A 17,369-nucleotide genomic window follows, 5' to 3' on the forward strand; every position below is an offset into this window, starting at 1 on the left:
GGCACTCAGGGTGCGGGAACGGGGGCCGGAACCGGCGGAGGCGGAGCAACCGGTCCGGCGGGCAACGGTGCGGTCGCGGGCAGCGGTGCGACCGCGGGCGCCGGGGCCGGCGCCTCGGGCGCGATCGGTACGTTCGGGCCGGGCACCTGGTTGGGAACGGGCGTGTTCATGCCGCGTTGCGCCAGCCCGAGAATCAGCGCTTCCTTGCCACTGATCTCCTGGCTCTGCACCGCGTGCCACAGATCCTTGAGGTAGCTCAGGTTCGGGGACTCGGTGCCCTGCCCGGTGGGATCCATCGTCGAGCCGGGCGGCAGTGCCTCGGGGCTCGCCAGGTGCGGGGTGCCCGCCACCTCACCAGGAGCTGGTGGCGCCCCCGGATCCGAACCCGCGGCCTGCGGCGCTGGTACCGGCGCCGGTGCGGGCGGTGCCGGCGGACTGGCCGGCTCCGCGGCCGCCGCGGCGGCCACCGACAACGCAACGATGGGACCTGACACACAGCATGCGAAGACAGTCGTCAACCTTCGAATGTCGACATGCATCTGGGTAACCTCCCGCTGTTGCTTCAGGGACAGATGGTAACGCTGAGTGCATCGTCGCGCTCGTCCAACCGTTACAGCACAGGGATCAGAACACGTTCCAATACCAACGATGCGGGAGTTTCTCCCAACCCGCTCCATAGCGCCCCACCTGTGGTGTAGCAATGGCTTTACGCCACTACACAACGTCGTCGCGAGGAGCGCCAACGCCATGCCGACTCTGAACCTTCCGCCCGGATTCGATTTCACCGATCCCGACATCTACGCCGAACGACTGCCGGTCGAGGAACTCGCGGAGATGCGCAGACTGGCCCCGATCTGGTGGAACGAACAGCCGAAAGGCCAAGGGGGGTTCGACGACGGCGGGTTCTGGGTCGTCACCAAGCACAAAGACGTCAAAGAGGTGTCGCTGCGCAGCGATGTGTTCTCCAGCCAGGAGAAGACCGCCCTGCCGCGCTATCGGGAGGGCAGCGTCCAACAGCAGATCGACCAGGGCAAGTTCGTGTTGCTCAACATGGACGCCCCCCATCACACCCACCTGCGCAAGATCATCTCGCGCGCCTTCACGCCACGCGCGGTCGAACGCCTGCGTGCCGACCTCGCCGAGCGCGCCCGAACGATCGTCGAGACGGCCGCCGCCGAAGGCTCGGGAGATTTCGTCGAACAGGTGTCGTGCGAACTGCCGCTCCAGGCGATCGCCGGGCTCATGGGCGTGCCGCAGGAGGACCGTAAGAAGCTGTTCGACTGGTCCAACCAGATGGTCGGCGATCAGGACCCGGAGTTCGCCTCCAACGATGCGATCAGCGCTTCGGTCGAACTGATCATGTACGGGATGCAGATGGCCGCCGAGCGGACGAAGAACCCCGGCGAGGATCTGGTCTCCAAGCTCCTGCAGGCCGATGTCGAGGGGCACAAGCTCTCCGACGACGAGTTCGGCTTCTTCGTGATCCTGCTCGCCGTGGCGGGCAACGAGACCACCCGCAACTCCATCACCCAGGGCATGATGGCGTTCGCCGATCACCCTGACCAATGGGAGTTGTTCAAGCGGGAGCGGCCGGCGACGGCCGCGGACGAGATCGTGCGGTGGGCCACCCCGGTGACCTCATTTCAGCGCACGGCGCTGCAGGACACCGAGCTGGCCGGTGTGCCGATCAAGAAAGGCCAGCGGGTGGTGATGTTCTACCGCTCGGCCAATTTCGACGAAGAGGTGTTCGACGACCCGTACAGTTTCGACATCTTGCGTGATCCCAACCCGCACGTGGGATTCGGTGGGACCGGCGCGCACTACTGCATCGGCGCGAACCTCGCCAGGATGACCATCGACCTGATCTTCAACGCGATCGCCGACGGGATGCCCGACCTGACCCCGTTGTCGGCGCCCGAACGGCTGCGGTCGGGCTGGCTGAACGGAATCAAACACTGGCAGGTGGATTACCGCGGCCGCTCGGATAATCGATGATGGACCGCCAGTAGTCTTCCGGGATTTCGGTGTTGGACCGCAGCACGATCGCCAGGCCGGTAGCCATCGCGATGCCGAGTACTCCGAGCCACAGGCCCGCGAGTGCGATCAAGGTCCAGAGCACCGTCGTCACCGCGGGCCACGGCGAGGCCAGGGCGAGCGCCGGCGCGAAGAAGAACCCGGTGCCGATGTAGGCGGCCGATCCGGACCGGTCGGCGGCCATCACGAAGTGCAGCCAGCGCGGGATCGACTGGGGTGACTGGGGCGGCTTACCCATCTTTGCCTCCTGTAGGGGGTTCGACTCCAGCGTGGCCCGACCGGGTAACCGGGGCAATTACCCCTCAGGTAGTGGTTATCTCGCAGGGTGTGCGTGAGACTCGGATGGTGACGAGTGCGACCACCCAGACACCGATCGGCTCGCTGATGCGCGACTGGCGGCTGCGCCGCCGGATCAGTCAGCTGGAACTGGCCATCGAGGCCGATGTCTCGGCCCGTCATCTCAGCTTCATCGAGACCGGACGCTCGGTGCCGAGCCGGGCGATGGTTCTGCGACTGGCCGCGGCCCTCGAGGTGCCCCTGCGCGACCAGAATCAGCTGCTGCTGGCGGCGGGCCTGGCGCCGGTGTATGCCGAACGTACGCTGGACGATCCCGAGATGGCCGCGGTGCGCGACGGTGTCACACGGGTTTTGGACGCCTACAACCCTTTTCCTTGTGTGGTCGTCGATCGCACCTGGAACCTGCTGCGGGCCAACGCCGGTGCCGGCGTCATGCTGGAAGGCGTCGCGCCACACCTGTTGGCGCAACCCAACGCCCTGCGGATCACCCTGCACCCCGAGGGAATGGCTCCCCGCATCCGGAACCTCGCCGAGTGGCGCCACCACCTGATCAGCCGACTGCGCCGCGAGGTCACGGTGAGCGGGTCGGCCGAACTGGCGGACCTCCTCACCGAGATCGAGGCCTACCCGGGCGGCATGGAACCCGTGCGCGATCTCGGCGGAGTCGTCGTCCCACTGGAACTCGCCACGCCCGACGGTACGGTGCTGACCTTCCTGAGCACCGTGACGACGTTCGGCACCGCGCTGGATCTGACCGCCGCGGAATTGAGCATCGAGGCGTTTCTTCCCGCGAACGCCGAGACCGAGGCCACGTTGCGCTGAGTGGTCTTACCACTTGACCTCTGACCGCACCGGGAGCAAGATGTTCTCATGGCGCTGCAACCGGTAAACCGCCGTTCCGTCCCCGAAGACGTGTTCGATCAGATCATCGACGAAGTGCTCAGTGGCCAGATGCAGCCTGGCGAGTCGTTACCCAGCGAACGCCGACTGGCCGAGGTGCTCGGGGTGTCGCGCCCGGCCGTACGCGAGGCAATCAAGCGACTGACCGAGGCCGGTCTGGTCGAGGTCCGGCAAGGCGACGCCACCACCGTGCGCGACTTCCGCAGGCATGCCGGTCTCGATCTGTTGCCCCGATTGCTTTTGCGTGCAGGCGAACTCGATGTCAGTGTGGTGCGCAGCATCCTGGAGACCCGCTTACACAACGGACCCAAGGTCGCCGAGTTGGCTGCCGAGCGGGCCCCGGCCGAACTGATCGGGCCACTCGGCGAGACCGTGGAGTCCTTGGCAGCCGAACCGGATCCGGTCGAACAACAGCGCCGAGCACTGGCCTTCTGGGACCTCGTCGTCGACGGCGCCGACTCGATCGCATTCCGCTTGATGTACAACACCCTTCGGCAGACCTACGAGCCCGCGCTGCCGGCGCTGGCCACCATGATGGCCGCAGAGGTCGGTCGCCCGGACGCCTACCGGCGCATCGTCGAGGCGATCGCGGCGCACGACCCCCCAGCGGCCGGCCAGGCCGCTGCCGAACTGCTGGGGCCTGCCACCGATGCGCTCATGGACGCTCTCGACACCCTGGAGGAAACCCCATGACGCGCAACGCTTTCACACTCGGTGACGCGGCACGCGAGTTCGTCCGCCACCCCTCCCCCTGGATGATCGGGACCACCCTGGCCGTCACCGTCGTCGCGCGATGGGCGGTCGGCGACTGGCAATTCACCGATGCGCTCGTCCCCGTAGTGATGCTCGCGGTTTTTCCGTTCTTCGAATGGCTCGTCCATGTTTTTGTCCTGCATTGGCGGCCCAGGACGTTCGGCCCGATCACGCTGGATTCGCTGCTCGCGCGGGAACACCGACTCCACCACGTCGACCCACGCGCCATCCCGCTGATCTTCATTCCATGGCGCGCCCTGCTGTGGATCCTGCCCGTCGCCGTGGCCGTCGCGATCCTGGCGTTCCCGCGTCCCGGCCTGGGCTTGACCTTCCTGTCATTCCTGACGGTGCTGGGTCTGTCCTACGAGTGGTGCCACTACCTGATTCACAGCGACTACAAGCCGAAAAGCCGTTTATATCGCGCGGTTTGGCGCAATCATCGCCAGCACCACTACAAGAACGAGCACTACTGGTTCACGGTCACCACCGCCGGAACCGCCGACCGTGTGCTCGGGACATATCCCGACCCGGCGGCGGTGTCCACCTCACCGACGTCGAAGAACCTGCATACGGCTATGCCTGCACGACAATAGGATCGCCGAGGCGCACCGTGTTGAAGTACCAATCGGCGTTGTCGGGGCTCAAATTGATACAGCCGTGGCTGACATTTGCATAGCCCTGTGAGCCCACCGACCAGGGCGCGCCGTGCACGTACACACCACCCCAGGTCACCCGGACGGCGTCATACACCGTGAGTTTGTAGCCCTCCGGATCACTCAGCGGAATGCCGATCGTCCGCGAATCCATCACCACCACAGGCTCTTTGGCCAATGCGGTGAAGGTACCGACCGGAGTCGGAAACTTGGACTTGCCCATCGAGGCCGGCATGGTACGGGCCACGGCGCCGTCGATGCTGACCGTGAAGGTGTGGGCGCTGACATCAGCCACACCGAGCACCTGTGCCCCGGTCTCGAAGCTGGTCTTCGCCCCACCGGCCGATACCGAGATCTTCGAATGGGCCGGCCACAACTGATCGGGCTTCCACTGCATCACTTCGTCACTGAGCCAGGTGAATGTGCCTGTGGGCGTGCGCGGTGAGCTGATCTGCAGGCTGCGCTGAGCTGCGTTGCGGTCGGTCACCGGATGATCGAAAGTAACGGTGAGCGGGATCGCCACACCGACCACCGAACCGGCTGCAGGTGCAATCTCCGCTACCGGCTCGGGCGTGCTGACCGCGGCCGATGCGACATTGACCGTGCTCGCAGCGGCCAAGGTGGCGACACCGATCGCCGCAAACACTTTCAGTACCGACGCTCGAACGGTTCTGAATGACGACGATGGGACGCTCAGCATTACACCAGTGTAGGCGCTCGCCGAGACTGCACCTTTTAGGCGCAGCGTGATGGCGGGAAAGCGGTCTCGGCGGTCGCACGATGAGTTGCCCATGGTGAACACATCGACGCGACGCGGCAGAACGTTTCACCGCAGGGTCGGTGAACTGACCCACGACTCAGCAACGTCGGACGGATCACGGGGCGGCCGGCGGCGGGGCCTGCGGCTCGGGCACGACCGGGACCTCTTCGGGCTCGGGTACGACCGCCTCCGGCGCTGCAGGCACCGCCTCTGGCGCGGGTGGCACCACTTCCGGGGCGGGAGGCGCCTCTTCGGGAGCGGGAGGCGCCCCTTCGGCAGCCGGGGGCGCCGGTTCGGCCACCGGAGCCTGCGCAGCCGTCTGTTGTACCGGTGCGGCCTCTGGCACCACCTCGGGGGCAGGAGCGGGTGGAGCCTCGGGCGGCGGCGGGGGCGGTGGCTCGGGCGGGGGCGGAGGTGGTGGCTCGGATGGCGGAGGCGGCGCCTCCGGCATCACGGTTTCCCCCGGCGGCAACTGATCCGGTGGCGGGGGCTGTTGTCCCGCTTCGATCGGTGGCGCACCCGGTACCCCCTCGGCGGGCTCCGGTGGCAACTCCGAGATCACCGGTGCCGGCTCGGCACCGACAGGGGCGAGTTGCTCGGCCGGCACCGCGGTGTTCTCGGATGGGGCCGTGGGGTTTTGACCGATCGCATACTCCGGGCCGGCGTCCTGGACCACAGGCTCCAACGCGGGAGGCGCTTCGGGGGGCGGAGGTACGGCGGGTAGCGACGGCGGCGGCACCGCGGCCGAGTCGCCCGATGTGCTCACCACCGGACGGGTGCTTCGGTGTGGAGCCGGCTCTGAACCGGGCAGCAGCTGCTGACCGACGGCCAACGCCAACGAGACCCCGAAGGCGAGCACGCCACCGACCAATATCGCCAGAGGCGTCAATTGTTTGGCGGGCCAGCGCCAAACAATGGAGGTCGCGGTCTCGTCCGAAGCCCAGCGGCCGCGTCGCGCCGAGGCCAGGGCCGCGCCTCTGGCCAACGGCAGCCCCGGCTCGGCCGGAGTGAACACCGGGACCTGCAGTGCCTGTTCCAATTTCGGTAGAACGGAATCCAGGTCGACGGCAGCCCCCACAACCACCAGCGCGTCGGGACGCCGGTCCGCCGTATCGAAGATCTCCGACAACCAGGCGGTCAGGCCGGCCACGGTCTCGATGCCGCGGCTCACCGAAGTCTGCACCGGATCGTCGCCGCCCACCGTCATCGCCTGCACGACATCGGGTTCCAGGACGCATACGCTCGTCGTGTCGAATCCGACGGTGCCGGCGACGCGCCGGGCCAATGCATCCGTCGCGTGCGGCAACCGTACCGGGACCACGTCGGCAAATCCGGCGTCCTCGAACTTCTTCAGCAGGACCGTGGCCTCGGCGGCTGCCCCCGAACTCCAGGTCACACCGATCGCGGTCAGCCGCAAACCGTGTTCTGCGGCAAGCCTTTCGGACTTCCGGACGGCCTTTACCACGTCAGCGCAGATGTCGTCTGTCCGCGCAGGCGCAAGACCACGGATGTCGAGGGCGTTGTGATCGACGGTCACCCCGTCAGCCTCGCTGCCCTCGACCAGGACCAGGCCGACGGTAGACGGTGTCAACGAAACACCGAGCACCGCGTCCACGTTCACCCCCGAAATGTGTGGCCGTCGTCCAAACGTTTCACCGTGACATTACCCGGTGGCAGCGTGGCGTCTAACTCTGCACCGCCACTGAGCCCGGTCGCGACCACGGCCAAATGTGCTGTGCCCCAGAACAGCCAGCACACAACGCTGTGCCGGTTTGCCGTCACGCGGCCAAATGCCGGCCCGCAGACCGCACGCATGGCAAGGTGATCACCCATGCCGGAAGTTCAGGATCCACCACGCCACCGCGGGTTCTTCGGCCATCCCGTCGGGCTGGCCAATCTGTTCGGGGTGGAACTGTGGGAGCGCTTCTCGTTCTACGGGATGCTCACCATCCTGGGCTACTACCTGTACTACACGGCCACCGACGGTGGCTTGGGGCTACCGAAGAGCACCGCCACCGGCATCGTCGGCGCCTACGGAGGGCTGGTGTACCTGTCCACCGTCCTCGGTGGCTGGATCGCCGATCGCCTGCTGGGCATGGAACGCACGGTGTTCTACGGCGGGGTGGTCGTGATGGCCGGGCACATCGCCCTCGCGGTCATTCCGGGCCTGGCCGGCGTCGGCTTCGGCCTGGTCTTGGTCGCACTCGGGTCCGGCGCACTCAAGGCCAACGCGTCCTCGTTGCTGGGCACCCTCTATGACAAGGACGATCCGCGCGCCGACGGCGGCTTCACCTTGTTCTACCTCGGAGTCAATTTGGGTGCTTTCGTCGGACCGCTGATCACGGGCTTTCTGCAGAACCACTCGGGGTTCCATTACGCGTTCGGCGCCGCGGCCATCGGCATGGCGCTGGGCCTCGCGCAGTACGTCGCATTCCGGCGAAACCTCGGGGACCACGGGCGCATCGTGGCAAATCCGTTGCCACCCCGGGCAATCGGCAAGACCCTCGGTGTCGTCGCCGCGCTGGCCGCGGCGGTGGCGGCACTGTTCATGATGCACGTGGTCGAGTTGGCGAACCTGTCGCAGTTCATCACCGGCGTCATCGTCGTGGCCTCGGTGATGTACTTCGCGGTGATGCTGACCAGCCCCAAGGTGTCCGGCACCGAACGCGCCCGGGTTCGCGCTTTCGTCCCACTGTTCATCGCCAACGCGGTGTTCTGGTCACTGTTTCAGCAGACCTTCACGGTGCTGGCGCTCTACTCCGACGAGCGGGTCAACTGGTCTGTATTCGGCTGGACCGCACCCTCGAGTTGGATCGGCTCGATCGAACCCGTCTGGATCATCCTGCTCTCACCGCTGTTCGCGATCCTGTGGACCCGGCTGGGTAACCGTGCGCCGAGTACCCCGCACAAGTTCGCCTACGGCGTCATGGGCATGGGCGCAGCGTTTCTGCTGTTCCTGCCGAGCGCCTCCACCACCGGCAGGGTGGTGCCCGCGTTGCTGGTGGCCGGCATCATGGTGGTGTTCGCGGTTTCCGAGTTGCTGGTATCACCGATCGGACTGTCGGTCACCACAAAGCTTGCACCACAAGCTTTCCGGGCTCAGATGATGGCGCTGTTCTTTTTCTCGGTCGGCCTCGGTACGGCGATGTCAGGGGTCCTCGCGCAGCACTACGATCCCACGAACGAACTCGCCTATTTCGGCATCCTGGGAGCGGTGGCAATCCTCGTCGGTGTCGTGGTGCTACTGATGTCGCCGCGGATAAGCCGGATGATGGAAGGTGTTCACTGACCGCCGGTCAGGACAGCGGCCAGCATCGCCGGCTCGATGTTGCCGCCGGAGACGATGACGACGGCCGGACCCGGCGGCTGGGCCACCTTGCGGTAACCCGCCAGCGCCACCGCGCCACTGGGTTCGGCGACAAGGTGTGCGCACAATGCCAGCTCCCCTACCGCCGAACGGATCTCATCCTCGGTCACGGTGATGACGCCATCGAGAACCCGCTGCAGATGAGCGAACGTGAGCTCCGAAGGTGTTGAGCGCAACCCGTCGGCAATCGTCCGGTTACGCTGTGCCACAGGCCAGTCCACGCGGTGACCGGCGACCAGACTTTCGGCGGTGTCCGCAGCCAGCTGGGGCTCGACGCCGAATATCTTCGCCTGCGGGATCAACTCACGGATCGCGGTGCCGATACCCGAGGCCAGCCCGCCGCCGCTGACAGGAACGAATACCGATGCGACATCCGGCAAGTCCTGCGCGATCTCCAAACCGATGGTGCCCTGCCCGGCGATGACATCGGGATGATCGAAGGGCGGCACCAACACACCGCCGGTGCGCTCAACCAGTTCGGCGGCCACGCTCTCACGCCGTCCGGCCCCACACAACACCACCTGAGCTCCGCGATCCCGCGTTGCCTGCACCTTCACCGCCGGCGTCTCCTCGGGCATCACGATATGCGCGGCAACTCCATAGGCAGCAGCCGCATACGCCACCGCCTGAGCGTGATTGCCGCTGGAATAGGCCACCACTCCCTTGTCCCGCACATCCGGATCCAGCCGGCCCAACGCGTTGAACGCCCCACGGATCTTGAACGCACCGACCGGTTGCAGATTCTCGGGTTTGAGCCACAACGGCCGGACGGGATCGCCCCACCCGGCAGGCAACAGTGGGGTTCGCACGATGTCGGAGTCGATCCGCTCGGCCGCGGCAGCGATGTCGTCGAGGGTCACCAGCTTCACGACAGAAGTCTCTCCCGCGGCTCGGCCCGGAGGAAGAGGTGGGGCACGCCGCACCCGCTACGGTGGAGCCGCAGACCCCGCCCGGCCTTTGGAGTGCACACGTGACCCAGTACAGCTTCGGCATCGTTCCGCGGTACGCCGAGATCGACCAGCAGGGCGTGGTGTTCAACGGCCACTACCTCACTTGGTTCGACGAGGCGTGCACGGGGCTGTTCGACCACCTGCGGGTCAGTTATGCCGACCTGATCGCCCACGGTGTCGACATGCAGGTGGTGCACACCGAGATCGACTTCCGGGCACCGGTCCGCTGGCGGGAGCGGGTCCGCGTCGCGGTCGGGTGCGAGCGTATCGGCACCACCAGCTTCACCCTGGGCTTCACCGTGCTCGGCACCGACTCCTCCGGACATGAGCAGCCGCGGGTACACGGCAGCAACGTCTATGTCGTCGTCTCGACCGATGACTGGACCAAGCGCCCCGTTCCCGAAGCTGTTCGCACAGCGCTCAGTTCCGTTGCCTGCCAATGAATTGCCAAAATTCGCGTTGAAACACCACTTCCCGGGTAGCACAATCGGTATGGATGGCGTTGCCGGTCGATGAGGGGAAATCATGACGCATGCTGAGCGTGGCGACTTCGATGATGGCGCCCCAGAGGCCGACGTTGTCGAACAACTGATACCAGTCGGTGTCGACGACGAAGACGACGCGATCTCAGATCTGCCCCGGGTGCGGATCTCGACAGATACCGATGCCACCGAAGCGGACCTGATCGATCAGGCCATCGCGGTGCCCCTGGACGACGAATCCGAGTTCGACCGCTGACCGAAAGGATGTCCGGCATGCGCTTGCCCGACTCGCTCGAGAGCATGGCCACCGATCCCGTGACGACCTCCCGGGTGTTCGGTGACCCGTATGTCACGCCGGACGGGGCAACGGTGATTCCGGTCAGCAAGGCCCGGCACCGTCCCGGCAGCGGGCGGTCCGACTGCAGACCGCTGGGCATCTTCGTCGTCAAAGACGGCAACCCCACCTGGGTGCCCGCGGTCGACCACACCCGTATCGCCCTGCTGGGTGAACTGATCGGGTTGGTAGCAGCGACATTGGCCACGGCCGCTATGGTGCGTCGTCCGCCGTGGCCGGATGTGCGCGGCGAGTTCTCCCGGCGAATCTGACCCGCCGTATCCGCAGCCCCACGCCGAGCACGACCAGTGCCAGCAGGCCGAGCACCCAGGGCCACGCCCCGTGCCGGTGAACCCACCCGGCGAGACTGCCCTGCACCCGCCCGGCGGCGGCGATCACGGGGTCACTGGGATTGCCTGCAGCGCTGAACAATTGGATCTCATACCAGCCGTAGTACGCGACATACGCGCCGACCACGATCAACAGGGCCCCGCTGATTCGACTGACGTAGGGAACGACGCGCCGCAGCCGGTCGACCACTACGGTGCCGGCCAGCGCCGCGGCGACGGCCAGCACGCCGACGACGAGGGCGAAACCGGCCGCGTACGCGACGAACACGGCCACCCGATGCAGTGGCGTGTTCGATTCCAGGGTGGCGCCGGTGACGGCCAGGAACGGGCCCACGGTGCACGAGAGCGACGCGAGCGCATACCCGACGCCGTAGCCGGCCATCGACCCGAGCCGGGCGGTCGGCGCCCAGCCGGTATGTGCCGTCAGGGCGTCGGGCAGCAGCAGCCCGAGCCGGCGGCCGGCCAACAGCCAGCAACCGAGTCCGACGAGAACGACACCGATCAGCAGGGTGACGTAGGGCAGGTAGCGCTGGACAGTGCTGGCAGCCGCAACCGTGAGCAGACCGAATGTGCCGAACACCGCGACGAATCCGGCCGTCATCACCGCGGTGGCGGCAAGCGCCCGCCCCAGCGCCGCAAGCGGCCCGCGCGGCGAGGTACCGCGCACCACCAGCGCGAGGTAGCCCGGCAACAAGGCGAAACCGCAGGGGTTCAGTGCCGCGACGAGCCCGGCACCGAACGCCAACCCCACCAGGTTGTCTCGCACGCCCGGTAACTAGCTCTTCAGGGCCGCGACCCGATCGGCCAGCTCCTGCTGCGGCATGGCCGACGTCGGGTTGTTGACGAATGTCGACGACCCGTCGGAGCGGTAGAAGACGTAGGCGGGCTGCCACGGCACGTTGTAGCGGGCCCAGATCGACCCGTCGGCGTCATTGAGATTGGGGAAATTGAGGTGGTACTTGTCGACGAACGCCTGCATCGCCCCCACATCGGAGTGCGCCGCCACACCGACGAAGCTGACCTCTGGATTGGCGGCGGCAACCTGGCTGACCGACGGTGCCTCGGCGTTGCAGAACGGGCACCAGGGCGTCCAGAACCACAGCACCGCAGGCCGCCCGGCCAGGCTCGACCCGTTGAACGGGGCGCCCGACAAGGTGGTGCCGGTGAACTGCAGCCGGTCGTCGGCCGTCGCGCTCGGCGCCGCCACCAGGGCGAACACCATCGCGACCGCGGACAGCAGGGCCGCCAGGCCGGGTATGTACGGCAATCGCATCCTCATGGCACCGTCTCCTTCGCTCGGGGCGCAAGCACACCCACGGCTCGCGCATACCCCCTAACACGCAAGTCGACACGCCCGGGTTCAAGTTCGCGGCGTTCCCGCCTTCAGTTCTGCCGCGGCAACAGCTCGGTGGTGAACCGGTTCAGGAATGCGTTGCGGTCGGTCGGCCCGGCCGCTCGGACCACGAACTTGGTCAGGCCGGCGGCCTGGTAGCCATCGAGTTGGCGGTGCAGATCGGACCAATCCGCAGCGACCAGCTCCTCGGGGTCGACGTCGGGTCTGCGACGACGGACCGCGGCGAGCAGTTCAGCAGGCAGCGCGCCGTCCCCCACGGCAAGGCTGATGCCGTAGTGGTCGGGCTCGATGCGGCGGCCTGCGGCAACGGCCTCGGCTTCGATACGCCGACGGGCCGCGCCCGCCTCGTCGGGGGTGAGGAAGCTGCCCAGCCAGCCGTCACCGAATTTGCCGATGCGGGTCAGCGCCGCCGGTGCCGATCCGCCGAGCCAGATGTCGATCGGGGTGGCGGGCAGCGGCTGCACCTGGGCGGAACGGACACTGAAATACTCGCCCTCGAACGTCACGTCGCCGCTGTTCAGGGCGGTTCGGAGCAGGTCCAGGGATTCGTCGAAGACCGCGGCGCGGCGGCCGTCGGGGACGACGAAGATATCCCGCTCGGCGGGGAGTGCCGAGTGCAGGCCGAACGCGGGCAGCACCCGCTTGGGTGCCAGCGCCGCCAGCGAGGCCAGTTGTTTGGCCACCAGAACCGGATGGCGGCCCGGCAGAATCGCGACCGAGGTCCCGACCTTGAGCCGCCGGGTGCGGGCCAGCGCGTAGGCCATACCGACGAAAGGGTCCACCGCGGGCGTATAGACCAGCTCGGAGAACCACACCGAGTCGACGCCGGAACCCTCGAGGTGATCGAGGATGTCGGCCAGCTCCTCCGGGGCGGTTTCAGCACCGAGCCCGACACCGAAGCGGACCTTCATCGGGGGCGTCCCATACCGTTCATATTGGGCGTAACACCGGCGACGCGCCTCTTGTGCCCGCCCGTCAGGCGGTTCAGAGTAAGACAATGAGCGAACAATGGATTCAAGGGTGCTTGGTCCAGCGGATCACGTTTCGTGATGGCCTGGTGCTCAACCTCGACGACTACAACGAATTGGTGATCTCGGTTCCGCTGGAACTGACGCTGCCGGCGACCGGCACCGACGATTCCGAAGTGGTGTCACTGGACCCCCGTGCACTGCGAAACGAGGTCCGGCCGCTGTTCGATTTCGCCGGCCAGCGCTGTACCCATGCCGACTGGGAGGACGACGGCAGTCTCCACCTGAGCTTCTCGGACGGCCACCGCATCGACGTCCGGCCTGACGAGGGGCATACCTCGTGGGAGCTGTACGGGAAGTACCACGGCTACGCCGCATGCCTGCCGCACGGCCGGGTTCGCGTCGTCCGCCACGATCAGGATGACTCCGATCAGGGCGCCGACGAGAATCCCACCCGTGAGAGCGGCTGACCGGCGTACGGCGCGGCCGTGGGTACCCCTTTACCGAAGATCAGCCGACGCCAACCCCGATGATCGGGATCCAGACGCCGAACAGCCACACGCCCCACTGCCGGAAGCCGTTGTCCCACACTGGGTTCAAGTTGTAACCCCAGTAATTGACGGTCGGTGGCAGCGGCCCGCCCCGCCAGTGGAACGGTGGTGGCGGACCCCAACCCCACGGCGGCGGGCCATTGCGGTCGTCCCACCAGTCGTGCCGGTTGTTCGCCCACCAGGGTCCCTTGTCATCCCAGTGCCGTCGATTGTCGAAATCAGGGCCGCGGTCAGGGCCGCGCCCACGGCTGTCGAAATCGCGGTCATGACCGGGTCGCCCGCCGTTGCAGAACGGGAAGCAGTCATCGTTGCCGTGCCCCGGCTTGAGCGGCGCGGGCACCGCCGGCGACGCCGACGCCACCGGGGCCCCCATCCCCGCGGCGCCGATTCCGAACGCACCGACTGTCAACGCAGCCGCCACGAACTTGGTCAGTTTCATACCTGGACCTCCTACAGTCGTGACCCCGGCGCCGGCCGTCCCCCAACGGCCCGGCGCCGCAACGCCTTGCAACCCAGCCCTGTGCGAGCGGCGAAACGTGCACCCCAGGGAGGTATCGCCACCACGGATCCGAGCGTTACCCGTTGTCCACCCACCTGGCGCACCTACCCTGGCGAGGTGGGTATCGCACCGCGGACCAATGGCGCACCTCCTCCCGACATAGCACGGTCGGAGGTCGATCTCGGATCCTGGCAGTTCTGGCGCGAGGACGACGACATTCGGGACGCAGCGTTCGCTGCACTGCGCCACGACGACCCGATCTCGTATCACCCGGCCTGCACCCTCGAGGGTTTCCCCGAAACCCCCGGGCACTGGGCGGTGACCCGATACGACGATGTCTTCCATGCCAGCCGGCATCCGGAGATCTTCAGCTCCGCGTCCGGGATCACCATCGGTGACCAAACCCCGGAACTGGCAGAGTATTTCGGCTCCATGATCGTGATGGACGATCCGCGTCATACCCGCTTGCGCAACATCGTGCGCAGCGCGTTCACGCCACGGGTGGTGGCGCTGATCGAGGACTCTGTCCGTGATCGGGCCCGGCGGCTCGTTGCCGACATGGTCGCCAGAAATCCCGACGGCAACGCCGAGCTCGTCAACGAACTCGCCGGCCCGTTACCGCTGCAGATCATCTGCGACATGATGGGAATTCCCGAGCCCGACCATCAGCAGATCTTCCACTGGACCAACGTGATCCTGGGGTTCGGCGATCCGGATCTGACCACCGACTTCGACGAGTTCCTCCAGGTGGCGACGGACATCGGCGCCTATGCCACGGGGCTGGCCGACGAGCGCCGCGCCGTCGGGGCCGAGGACCTCACGACGAGCCTGGTCCAGGCCGAGGTCGACGGCGAACGCCTGACCTCGGCGGAGGTGGCCTCGTTCTTCATTCTGCTGGTGGTCGCCGGAAACGAGACCACCCGCAACGCCATCAGCCACGGCGTACTGGCCCTCACCCGATTCCCCGAGCAGCGCCAAAAATGGTGGGCAGCCTACGACGAGCTGGCCCCCACCGCGGTGGAGGAGATCGTGCGCTGGGCATCGCCGGTGAGCTACATGCGCCGCACGGTCACCCAGGACACGGTGCTCGGCGGGACACCGCTGCCCGCCGGGGCGAAGGTCACGCTGTGGTACGGGTCGGCGAACCGCGACGAGTCGAAGTTTGCCGATCCGTGGATGTTCGACGTCACCCGCCATCCCAATCCCCATCTCGGATTCGGCGGCGGCGGTGCACATTTCTGTCTCGGAGCGAACTTGGCGCGCCGTGAGATCACCGTGGCGTTCGAGGAACTGCACCGGCAATTGCCCGACATCGTGGCGACCGAGGAACCCGACCGGCTGCAGTCACAATTCATCCACGGCATCAAGCGCATGCCGGTGGCCTGGTCCTCGGGCCCAGCGGCTACCTGACCGTCAGGGTGCCCAGCATCGCGGGGTGATACAGGCAGTAGAAGGCATACTCCCCCGGCTCCTCGGGAGCCGTCAGCGTCGCCCGCCCCTTGCCCTCGACATGGACGTCGAACAGCCCTTTGGTCCGCGAGGTCACCGAATGCTCGACCTCGTCGTTGTTGACGATCGTGATCTCGGTGCCCGGCGCGACGGGTCCGAGCGAGCTGAACCCCATACCCTCGATCGCGAGGACGGGGCCGGATGGGACCGATGTGTCGGAGCTCGCGGTGACCGTCTCGGAATGCTGACCGTGACCGCCCGGCGAATTGGCTTGCCCGCAAGCAACACTGGTAACCACTAGTAAGAACGACGACACCACCGCCGCCGCCGCGAGTCGCAACATCCGGGCCCCCTCGGGATCGTGCTGACGGGGCCGATTATCCCCTCCCCCCCAGGGCGTGATGTGCTCGAATCCGCCGATCCGGCGCTGCTAGCGGGGCCCCAGGACATCGAGCATGCCTGCCGCTGATCGCGGCCAGCTGAACTGCTCGGCCCGCTGTCGGGCACTGCTGCGCCGCAACGGTTCGGGACGACCGATCACCGAGGTGACCGCACGGGCAATGGCCTGTGGGTCGTTGTCGGCGGTGGCTCCGCTGTCGCGGGTGAGGATCTCGGCCAGCGCCGAGGTTCGTGACACGACCGCCGGTGTTCCGCAGGCCAGCGCTTCCAGCGCGGCCAGGCCGAAGGTCTCGTGCGGTCCCGGCGCGAGCGCGACGTCGGCGGAGGCCAGGATGGTCGCCACCGTGTCTCGGCAGCCGATGTATCCGGTGAAGGCCACCGGCAGTCCGCTGGCCTGCCGTTCCAGCCGGGCCCGCAACGGCCCCTCCCCGACCACCACCAGCCGGGCGTCGACCCCCGAATCCTGCAGTGCGGCGACGGTATCGATGCTCCGGTGGGCATGCTTCTCGATCGATAGCCTGCCGCAGTGCACCAGCAGGGTCTGCTGCGGCCCGGCCCACCGACTGCGCATCGCCGCGCACCGGCGCCGCGGATGGAACTGCTCGAGGTCCACCCCGAGCGGAACGGTCGCGACGTTGTGCGCGCCGATACGGTCGAATTCCTCCCGCGCGAAGGCCGTCGTGCACACCACGGCGTCATAGTTGGCCGCGGTTCGCCGATTGGCGAAGTCCGCCACCACCACCGCCGCCGACCGTGGCAGCACCTGGCCGACCAACCGGTCGAGGCGTTCATGGGAAATCATCACGGTGGCCACTCCGTGGCTGCGGCCCCAGGGTCCCAGCGACCTCAGGGTCAACCGGTCCGACACTTCGATGGCGTCGGGGCCCAGCTGTTCCAACAACGTGGTCACCGGACCTGGTAGCACCGCACGATAGCCACCGGTAAACGGGATGAGCCTGGCGGGCAGGGAGATTCGCACGACGCCGCTGGCCAGCACATGCCGCTGCGGTTGTGAACCCGGGACGATGAGAAACACCGCGTGCCCCAGCGCACAGTACTCTGCGCCCAGCCGGTCGACGGCGGTCCGCAGGCCTCCCGATCGCGGGCCGTAGAAGTTGGCGACCTGGACAACCCGCATGCCACGATCAGAACCGGGCCGCGTGTGCGGTCAACAACGAGGGCGCGACCGTGACCTGAACAGCCACTGAACAAGCCCTGGGGCCCGCTCGGGTCCAGGTGAGATGGGTGGCGAACCACTATGCGCCGAAA

Annotated in this window: 21 protein-coding genes; 10 read left to right on the forward strand and 11 right to left on the reverse strand. The window is 67.0% G+C overall.

Annotated features, from left to right (window positions below; translation table 11 throughout):
• Positions 1–5: 5 nt before the first annotated feature.
• Positions 6–494 carry a hypothetical protein gene (locus BKG60_RS12340; RefSeq protein WP_239252923.1) on the reverse strand — a complete coding sequence of 163 codons (489 nt, stop codon included), beginning with the start codon at positions 492–494 and terminating at the stop codon, positions 6–8.
• A gap of 253 nt (positions 495–747) precedes the next feature.
• Here BKG60_RS12340 and BKG60_RS12345 point away from each other — a divergent pair, with 253 nt between their 5' ends.
• Positions 748–1,995: a cytochrome P450 gene (locus BKG60_RS12345; RefSeq protein ID WP_070945332.1), complete on the forward strand. Its 1,248-nt coding sequence runs from the start codon at positions 748–750 to the stop codon at positions 1,993–1,995.
• Here the strand turns inward: BKG60_RS12345 and BKG60_RS12350 are convergent.
• Positions 1,949–2,272, reverse strand: coding sequence for a hypothetical protein (locus tag BKG60_RS12350; protein WP_070945331.1), 324 nt, complete (start codon positions 2,270–2,272; stop codon positions 1,949–1,951). The genes BKG60_RS12345 and BKG60_RS12350 overlap by 47 nt on opposite strands.
• 104 nt (positions 2,273–2,376) lie before the next feature.
• Here BKG60_RS12350 and BKG60_RS12355 point away from each other — a divergent pair, with 104 nt between their 5' ends.
• Genes BKG60_RS12355 through BKG60_RS12365 form a run of 3 tightly spaced genes read left to right on the forward strand, consistent with a single transcriptional unit; the run spans position 2,377 to position 4,577 of the window.
• Positions 2,377–3,153, forward strand: coding sequence for a helix-turn-helix domain-containing protein (locus tag BKG60_RS12355; RefSeq protein WP_120764901.1), 777 nt, complete (start codon positions 2,377–2,379; stop codon positions 3,151–3,153).
• A gap of 48 nt (positions 3,154–3,201) precedes the next feature.
• Complete coding sequence (locus BKG60_RS12360) at positions 3,202–3,924, forward strand: FadR/GntR family transcriptional regulator (RefSeq protein WP_070945330.1); 723 nt, start codon at positions 3,202–3,204, stop codon at positions 3,922–3,924.
• Positions 3,921–4,577 carry a sterol desaturase family protein gene (locus BKG60_RS12365; protein WP_070945329.1) on the forward strand — a complete coding sequence of 219 codons (657 nt, stop codon included), beginning with the start codon at positions 3,921–3,923 and terminating at the stop codon, positions 4,575–4,577. The genes BKG60_RS12360 and BKG60_RS12365 overlap by 4 nt, the downstream gene beginning before the upstream one ends.
• On the opposite strand, the gene BKG60_RS12370 is transcribed toward BKG60_RS12365, so the two are convergent.
• Positions 4,558–5,337 carry a L,D-transpeptidase gene (locus BKG60_RS12370; protein WP_070945328.1) on the reverse strand — a complete coding sequence of 260 codons (780 nt, stop codon included), beginning with the start codon at positions 5,335–5,337 and terminating at the stop codon, positions 4,558–4,560. The two genes, BKG60_RS12365 and BKG60_RS12370, sit on opposite strands and share 20 nt — an antisense overlap.
• 175 nt (positions 5,338–5,512) lie before the next feature.
• Positions 5,513–7,018: a DUF7159 family protein gene (locus BKG60_RS12375; RefSeq protein ID WP_070945327.1), complete on the reverse strand. Its 1,506-nt coding sequence runs from the start codon at positions 7,016–7,018 to the stop codon at positions 5,513–5,515.
• 210 nt (positions 7,019–7,228) lie between these two features.
• On the opposite strand from BKG60_RS12375, the gene BKG60_RS12380 reads away from it, so the two are divergent.
• Positions 7,229–8,686 carry a peptide MFS transporter gene (locus BKG60_RS12380; protein ID WP_070945326.1) on the forward strand — a complete coding sequence of 486 codons (1,458 nt, stop codon included), beginning with the start codon at positions 7,229–7,231 and terminating at the stop codon, positions 8,684–8,686.
• Here BKG60_RS12380 and BKG60_RS12385 read toward each other — a convergent pair.
• On the reverse strand, positions 8,680–9,633 hold the full coding sequence (locus tag BKG60_RS12385) for a threonine ammonia-lyase (RefSeq protein WP_070945325.1): 954 nt from the start codon (positions 9,631–9,633) through the stop codon (positions 8,680–8,682). The two genes, BKG60_RS12380 and BKG60_RS12385, sit on opposite strands and share 7 nt — an antisense overlap.
• A 101-nt stretch (positions 9,634–9,734) precedes the next feature.
• On the opposite strand from BKG60_RS12385, the gene BKG60_RS12390 reads away from it, so the two are divergent.
• The 3 genes from BKG60_RS12390 to BKG60_RS12400 all read left to right on the forward strand — a co-directional run bounded on the left by BKG60_RS12390 (position 9,735) and on the right by BKG60_RS12400 (position 10,802).
• Entirely contained in the window at positions 9,735–10,157 is a 423-nt protein-coding gene (locus BKG60_RS12390; RefSeq protein WP_070185022.1) for an acyl-CoA thioesterase, read from the forward strand.
• Positions 10,158–10,239: 82 nt separating this feature from the next.
• Complete coding sequence (locus BKG60_RS12395) at positions 10,240–10,452, forward strand: hypothetical protein (protein WP_070185021.1); 213 nt, start codon at positions 10,240–10,242, stop codon at positions 10,450–10,452.
• A 17-nt stretch (positions 10,453–10,469) separates the two neighbouring features.
• A complete protein-coding gene (locus BKG60_RS12400; protein WP_070185029.1) occupies positions 10,470–10,802 on the forward strand; it encodes a hypothetical protein in 333 nt (110 codons plus the stop codon).
• On the opposite strand, the gene BKG60_RS12405 is transcribed toward BKG60_RS12400, so the two are convergent.
• The 3 genes from BKG60_RS12405 to BKG60_RS12415 form a co-directional block, all read right to left on the reverse strand.
• Positions 10,744–11,646 carry a cytochrome c biogenesis CcdA family protein gene (locus BKG60_RS12405; RefSeq protein WP_070185020.1) on the reverse strand — a complete coding sequence of 301 codons (903 nt, stop codon included), beginning with the start codon at positions 11,644–11,646 and terminating at the stop codon, positions 10,744–10,746. The genes BKG60_RS12400 and BKG60_RS12405 overlap by 59 nt on opposite strands.
• Before the next feature lie 9 nt (positions 11,647–11,655).
• Complete coding sequence (gene dsbE / locus BKG60_RS12410; RefSeq protein ID WP_070185019.1) at positions 11,656–12,159, reverse strand: disulfide bond-forming protein DsbE; 504 nt, start codon at positions 12,157–12,159, stop codon at positions 11,656–11,658.
• Between the two features lie 104 nt (positions 12,160–12,263).
• A complete protein-coding gene (locus BKG60_RS12415; protein WP_070185018.1) occupies positions 12,264–13,145 on the reverse strand; it encodes a TIGR03854 family LLM class F420-dependent oxidoreductase in 882 nt (293 codons plus the stop codon).
• 86 nt (positions 13,146–13,231) lie between these two features.
• On the opposite strand from BKG60_RS12415, the gene BKG60_RS12420 reads away from it, so the two are divergent.
• Positions 13,232–13,672 carry a DUF6188 family protein gene (locus tag BKG60_RS12420; protein WP_070185017.1) on the forward strand — a complete coding sequence of 147 codons (441 nt, stop codon included), beginning with the start codon at positions 13,232–13,234 and terminating at the stop codon, positions 13,670–13,672.
• A 40-nt stretch (positions 13,673–13,712) separates the two neighbouring features.
• On the opposite strand, the gene BKG60_RS12425 is transcribed toward BKG60_RS12420, so the two are convergent.
• Positions 13,713–14,192 (reverse strand): hypothetical protein, encoded by a 480-nt coding sequence (locus tag BKG60_RS12425; RefSeq protein ID WP_070185016.1) that lies wholly within the window; start codon positions 14,190–14,192, stop codon positions 13,713–13,715.
• 177 nt (positions 14,193–14,369) lie between these two features.
• Between BKG60_RS12425 and BKG60_RS12430 the strand changes: the two genes are divergently transcribed.
• Entirely contained in the window at positions 14,370–15,662 is a 1,293-nt protein-coding gene (locus tag BKG60_RS12430; protein WP_070945324.1) for a cytochrome P450, read from the forward strand.
• Here the strand turns inward: BKG60_RS12430 and BKG60_RS32460 are convergent.
• Positions 15,655–15,876, reverse strand: a complete 222-nt coding sequence (locus BKG60_RS32460) for a cupredoxin domain-containing protein (RefSeq protein ID WP_242671600.1) — start codon at positions 15,874–15,876, stop codon at positions 15,655–15,657. The genes BKG60_RS12430 and BKG60_RS32460 overlap by 8 nt on opposite strands.
• A gap of 255 nt (positions 15,877–16,131) precedes the next feature.
• A complete protein-coding gene (locus tag BKG60_RS12440; protein WP_075909662.1) occupies positions 16,132–17,238 on the reverse strand; it encodes a glycosyltransferase in 1,107 nt (368 codons plus the stop codon).
• Between the last annotated feature and the right edge of the window lie 131 nt (positions 17,239–17,369).

The sequence above is a fragment of the Mycobacterium syngnathidarum genome (assembly GCF_001942625.1).
GTDB classification, from domain to species: domain Bacteria; phylum Actinomycetota; class Actinomycetes; order Mycobacteriales; family Mycobacteriaceae; genus Mycobacterium; species Mycobacterium syngnathidarum.

What these genes read in the sequence shown, in the direction of transcription:
- BKG60_RS12345 (WP_070945332.1), top strand. Translation starts at nt 748, where the DNA reads ATGCCGACTCTGAACCTTCCGCCCGGATTCGATTTCACCGATCCCGAC.
- BKG60_RS12350 (WP_070945331.1), bottom strand. Translation starts at nt 2,272, where the DNA reads ATGGGTAAGCCGCCCCAGTCACCCCAGTCGATCCCGCGCTGGCTGCAC.
- BKG60_RS12355 (WP_120764901.1), top strand. Translation starts at nt 2,377, where the DNA reads ATGGTGACGAGTGCGACCACCCAGACACCGATCGGCTCGCTGATGCGC.
- BKG60_RS12360 (WP_070945330.1), top strand. Translation starts at nt 3,202, where the DNA reads ATGGCGCTGCAACCGGTAAACCGCCGTTCCGTCCCCGAAGACGTGTTC.
- BKG60_RS12365 (WP_070945329.1), top strand. Translation starts at nt 3,921, where the DNA reads ATGACGCGCAACGCTTTCACACTCGGTGACGCGGCACGCGAGTTCGTC.
- BKG60_RS12370 (WP_070945328.1), bottom strand. Translation starts at nt 5,337, where the DNA reads ATGCTGAGCGTCCCATCGTCGTCATTCAGAACCGTTCGAGCGTCGGTA.
- BKG60_RS12380 (WP_070945326.1), top strand. Translation starts at nt 7,229, where the DNA reads ATGCCGGAAGTTCAGGATCCACCACGCCACCGCGGGTTCTTCGGCCAT.
- BKG60_RS12395 (WP_070185021.1), top strand. Translation starts at nt 10,240, where the DNA reads ATGACGCATGCTGAGCGTGGCGACTTCGATGATGGCGCCCCAGAGGCC.
- BKG60_RS12400 (WP_070185029.1), top strand. Translation starts at nt 10,470, where the DNA reads ATGCGCTTGCCCGACTCGCTCGAGAGCATGGCCACCGATCCCGTGACG.
- dsbE (WP_070185019.1), bottom strand. Translation starts at nt 12,159, where the DNA reads ATGAGGATGCGATTGCCGTACATACCCGGCCTGGCGGCCCTGCTGTCC.
- BKG60_RS12415 (WP_070185018.1), bottom strand. Translation starts at nt 13,145, where the DNA reads ATGAAGGTCCGCTTCGGTGTCGGGCTCGGTGCTGAAACCGCCCCGGAG.
- BKG60_RS12420 (WP_070185017.1), top strand. Translation starts at nt 13,232, where the DNA reads ATGAGCGAACAATGGATTCAAGGGTGCTTGGTCCAGCGGATCACGTTT.
- BKG60_RS12425 (WP_070185016.1), bottom strand. Translation starts at nt 14,192, where the DNA reads ATGAAACTGACCAAGTTCGTGGCGGCTGCGTTGACAGTCGGTGCGTTC.
- BKG60_RS32460 (WP_242671600.1), bottom strand. Translation starts at nt 15,876, where the DNA reads ATGGGGTTCAGCTCGCTCGGACCCGTCGCGCCGGGCACCGAGATCACG.
- BKG60_RS12440 (WP_075909662.1), bottom strand. Translation starts at nt 17,238, where the DNA reads ATGCGGGTTGTCCAGGTCGCCAACTTCTACGGCCCGCGATCGGGAGGC.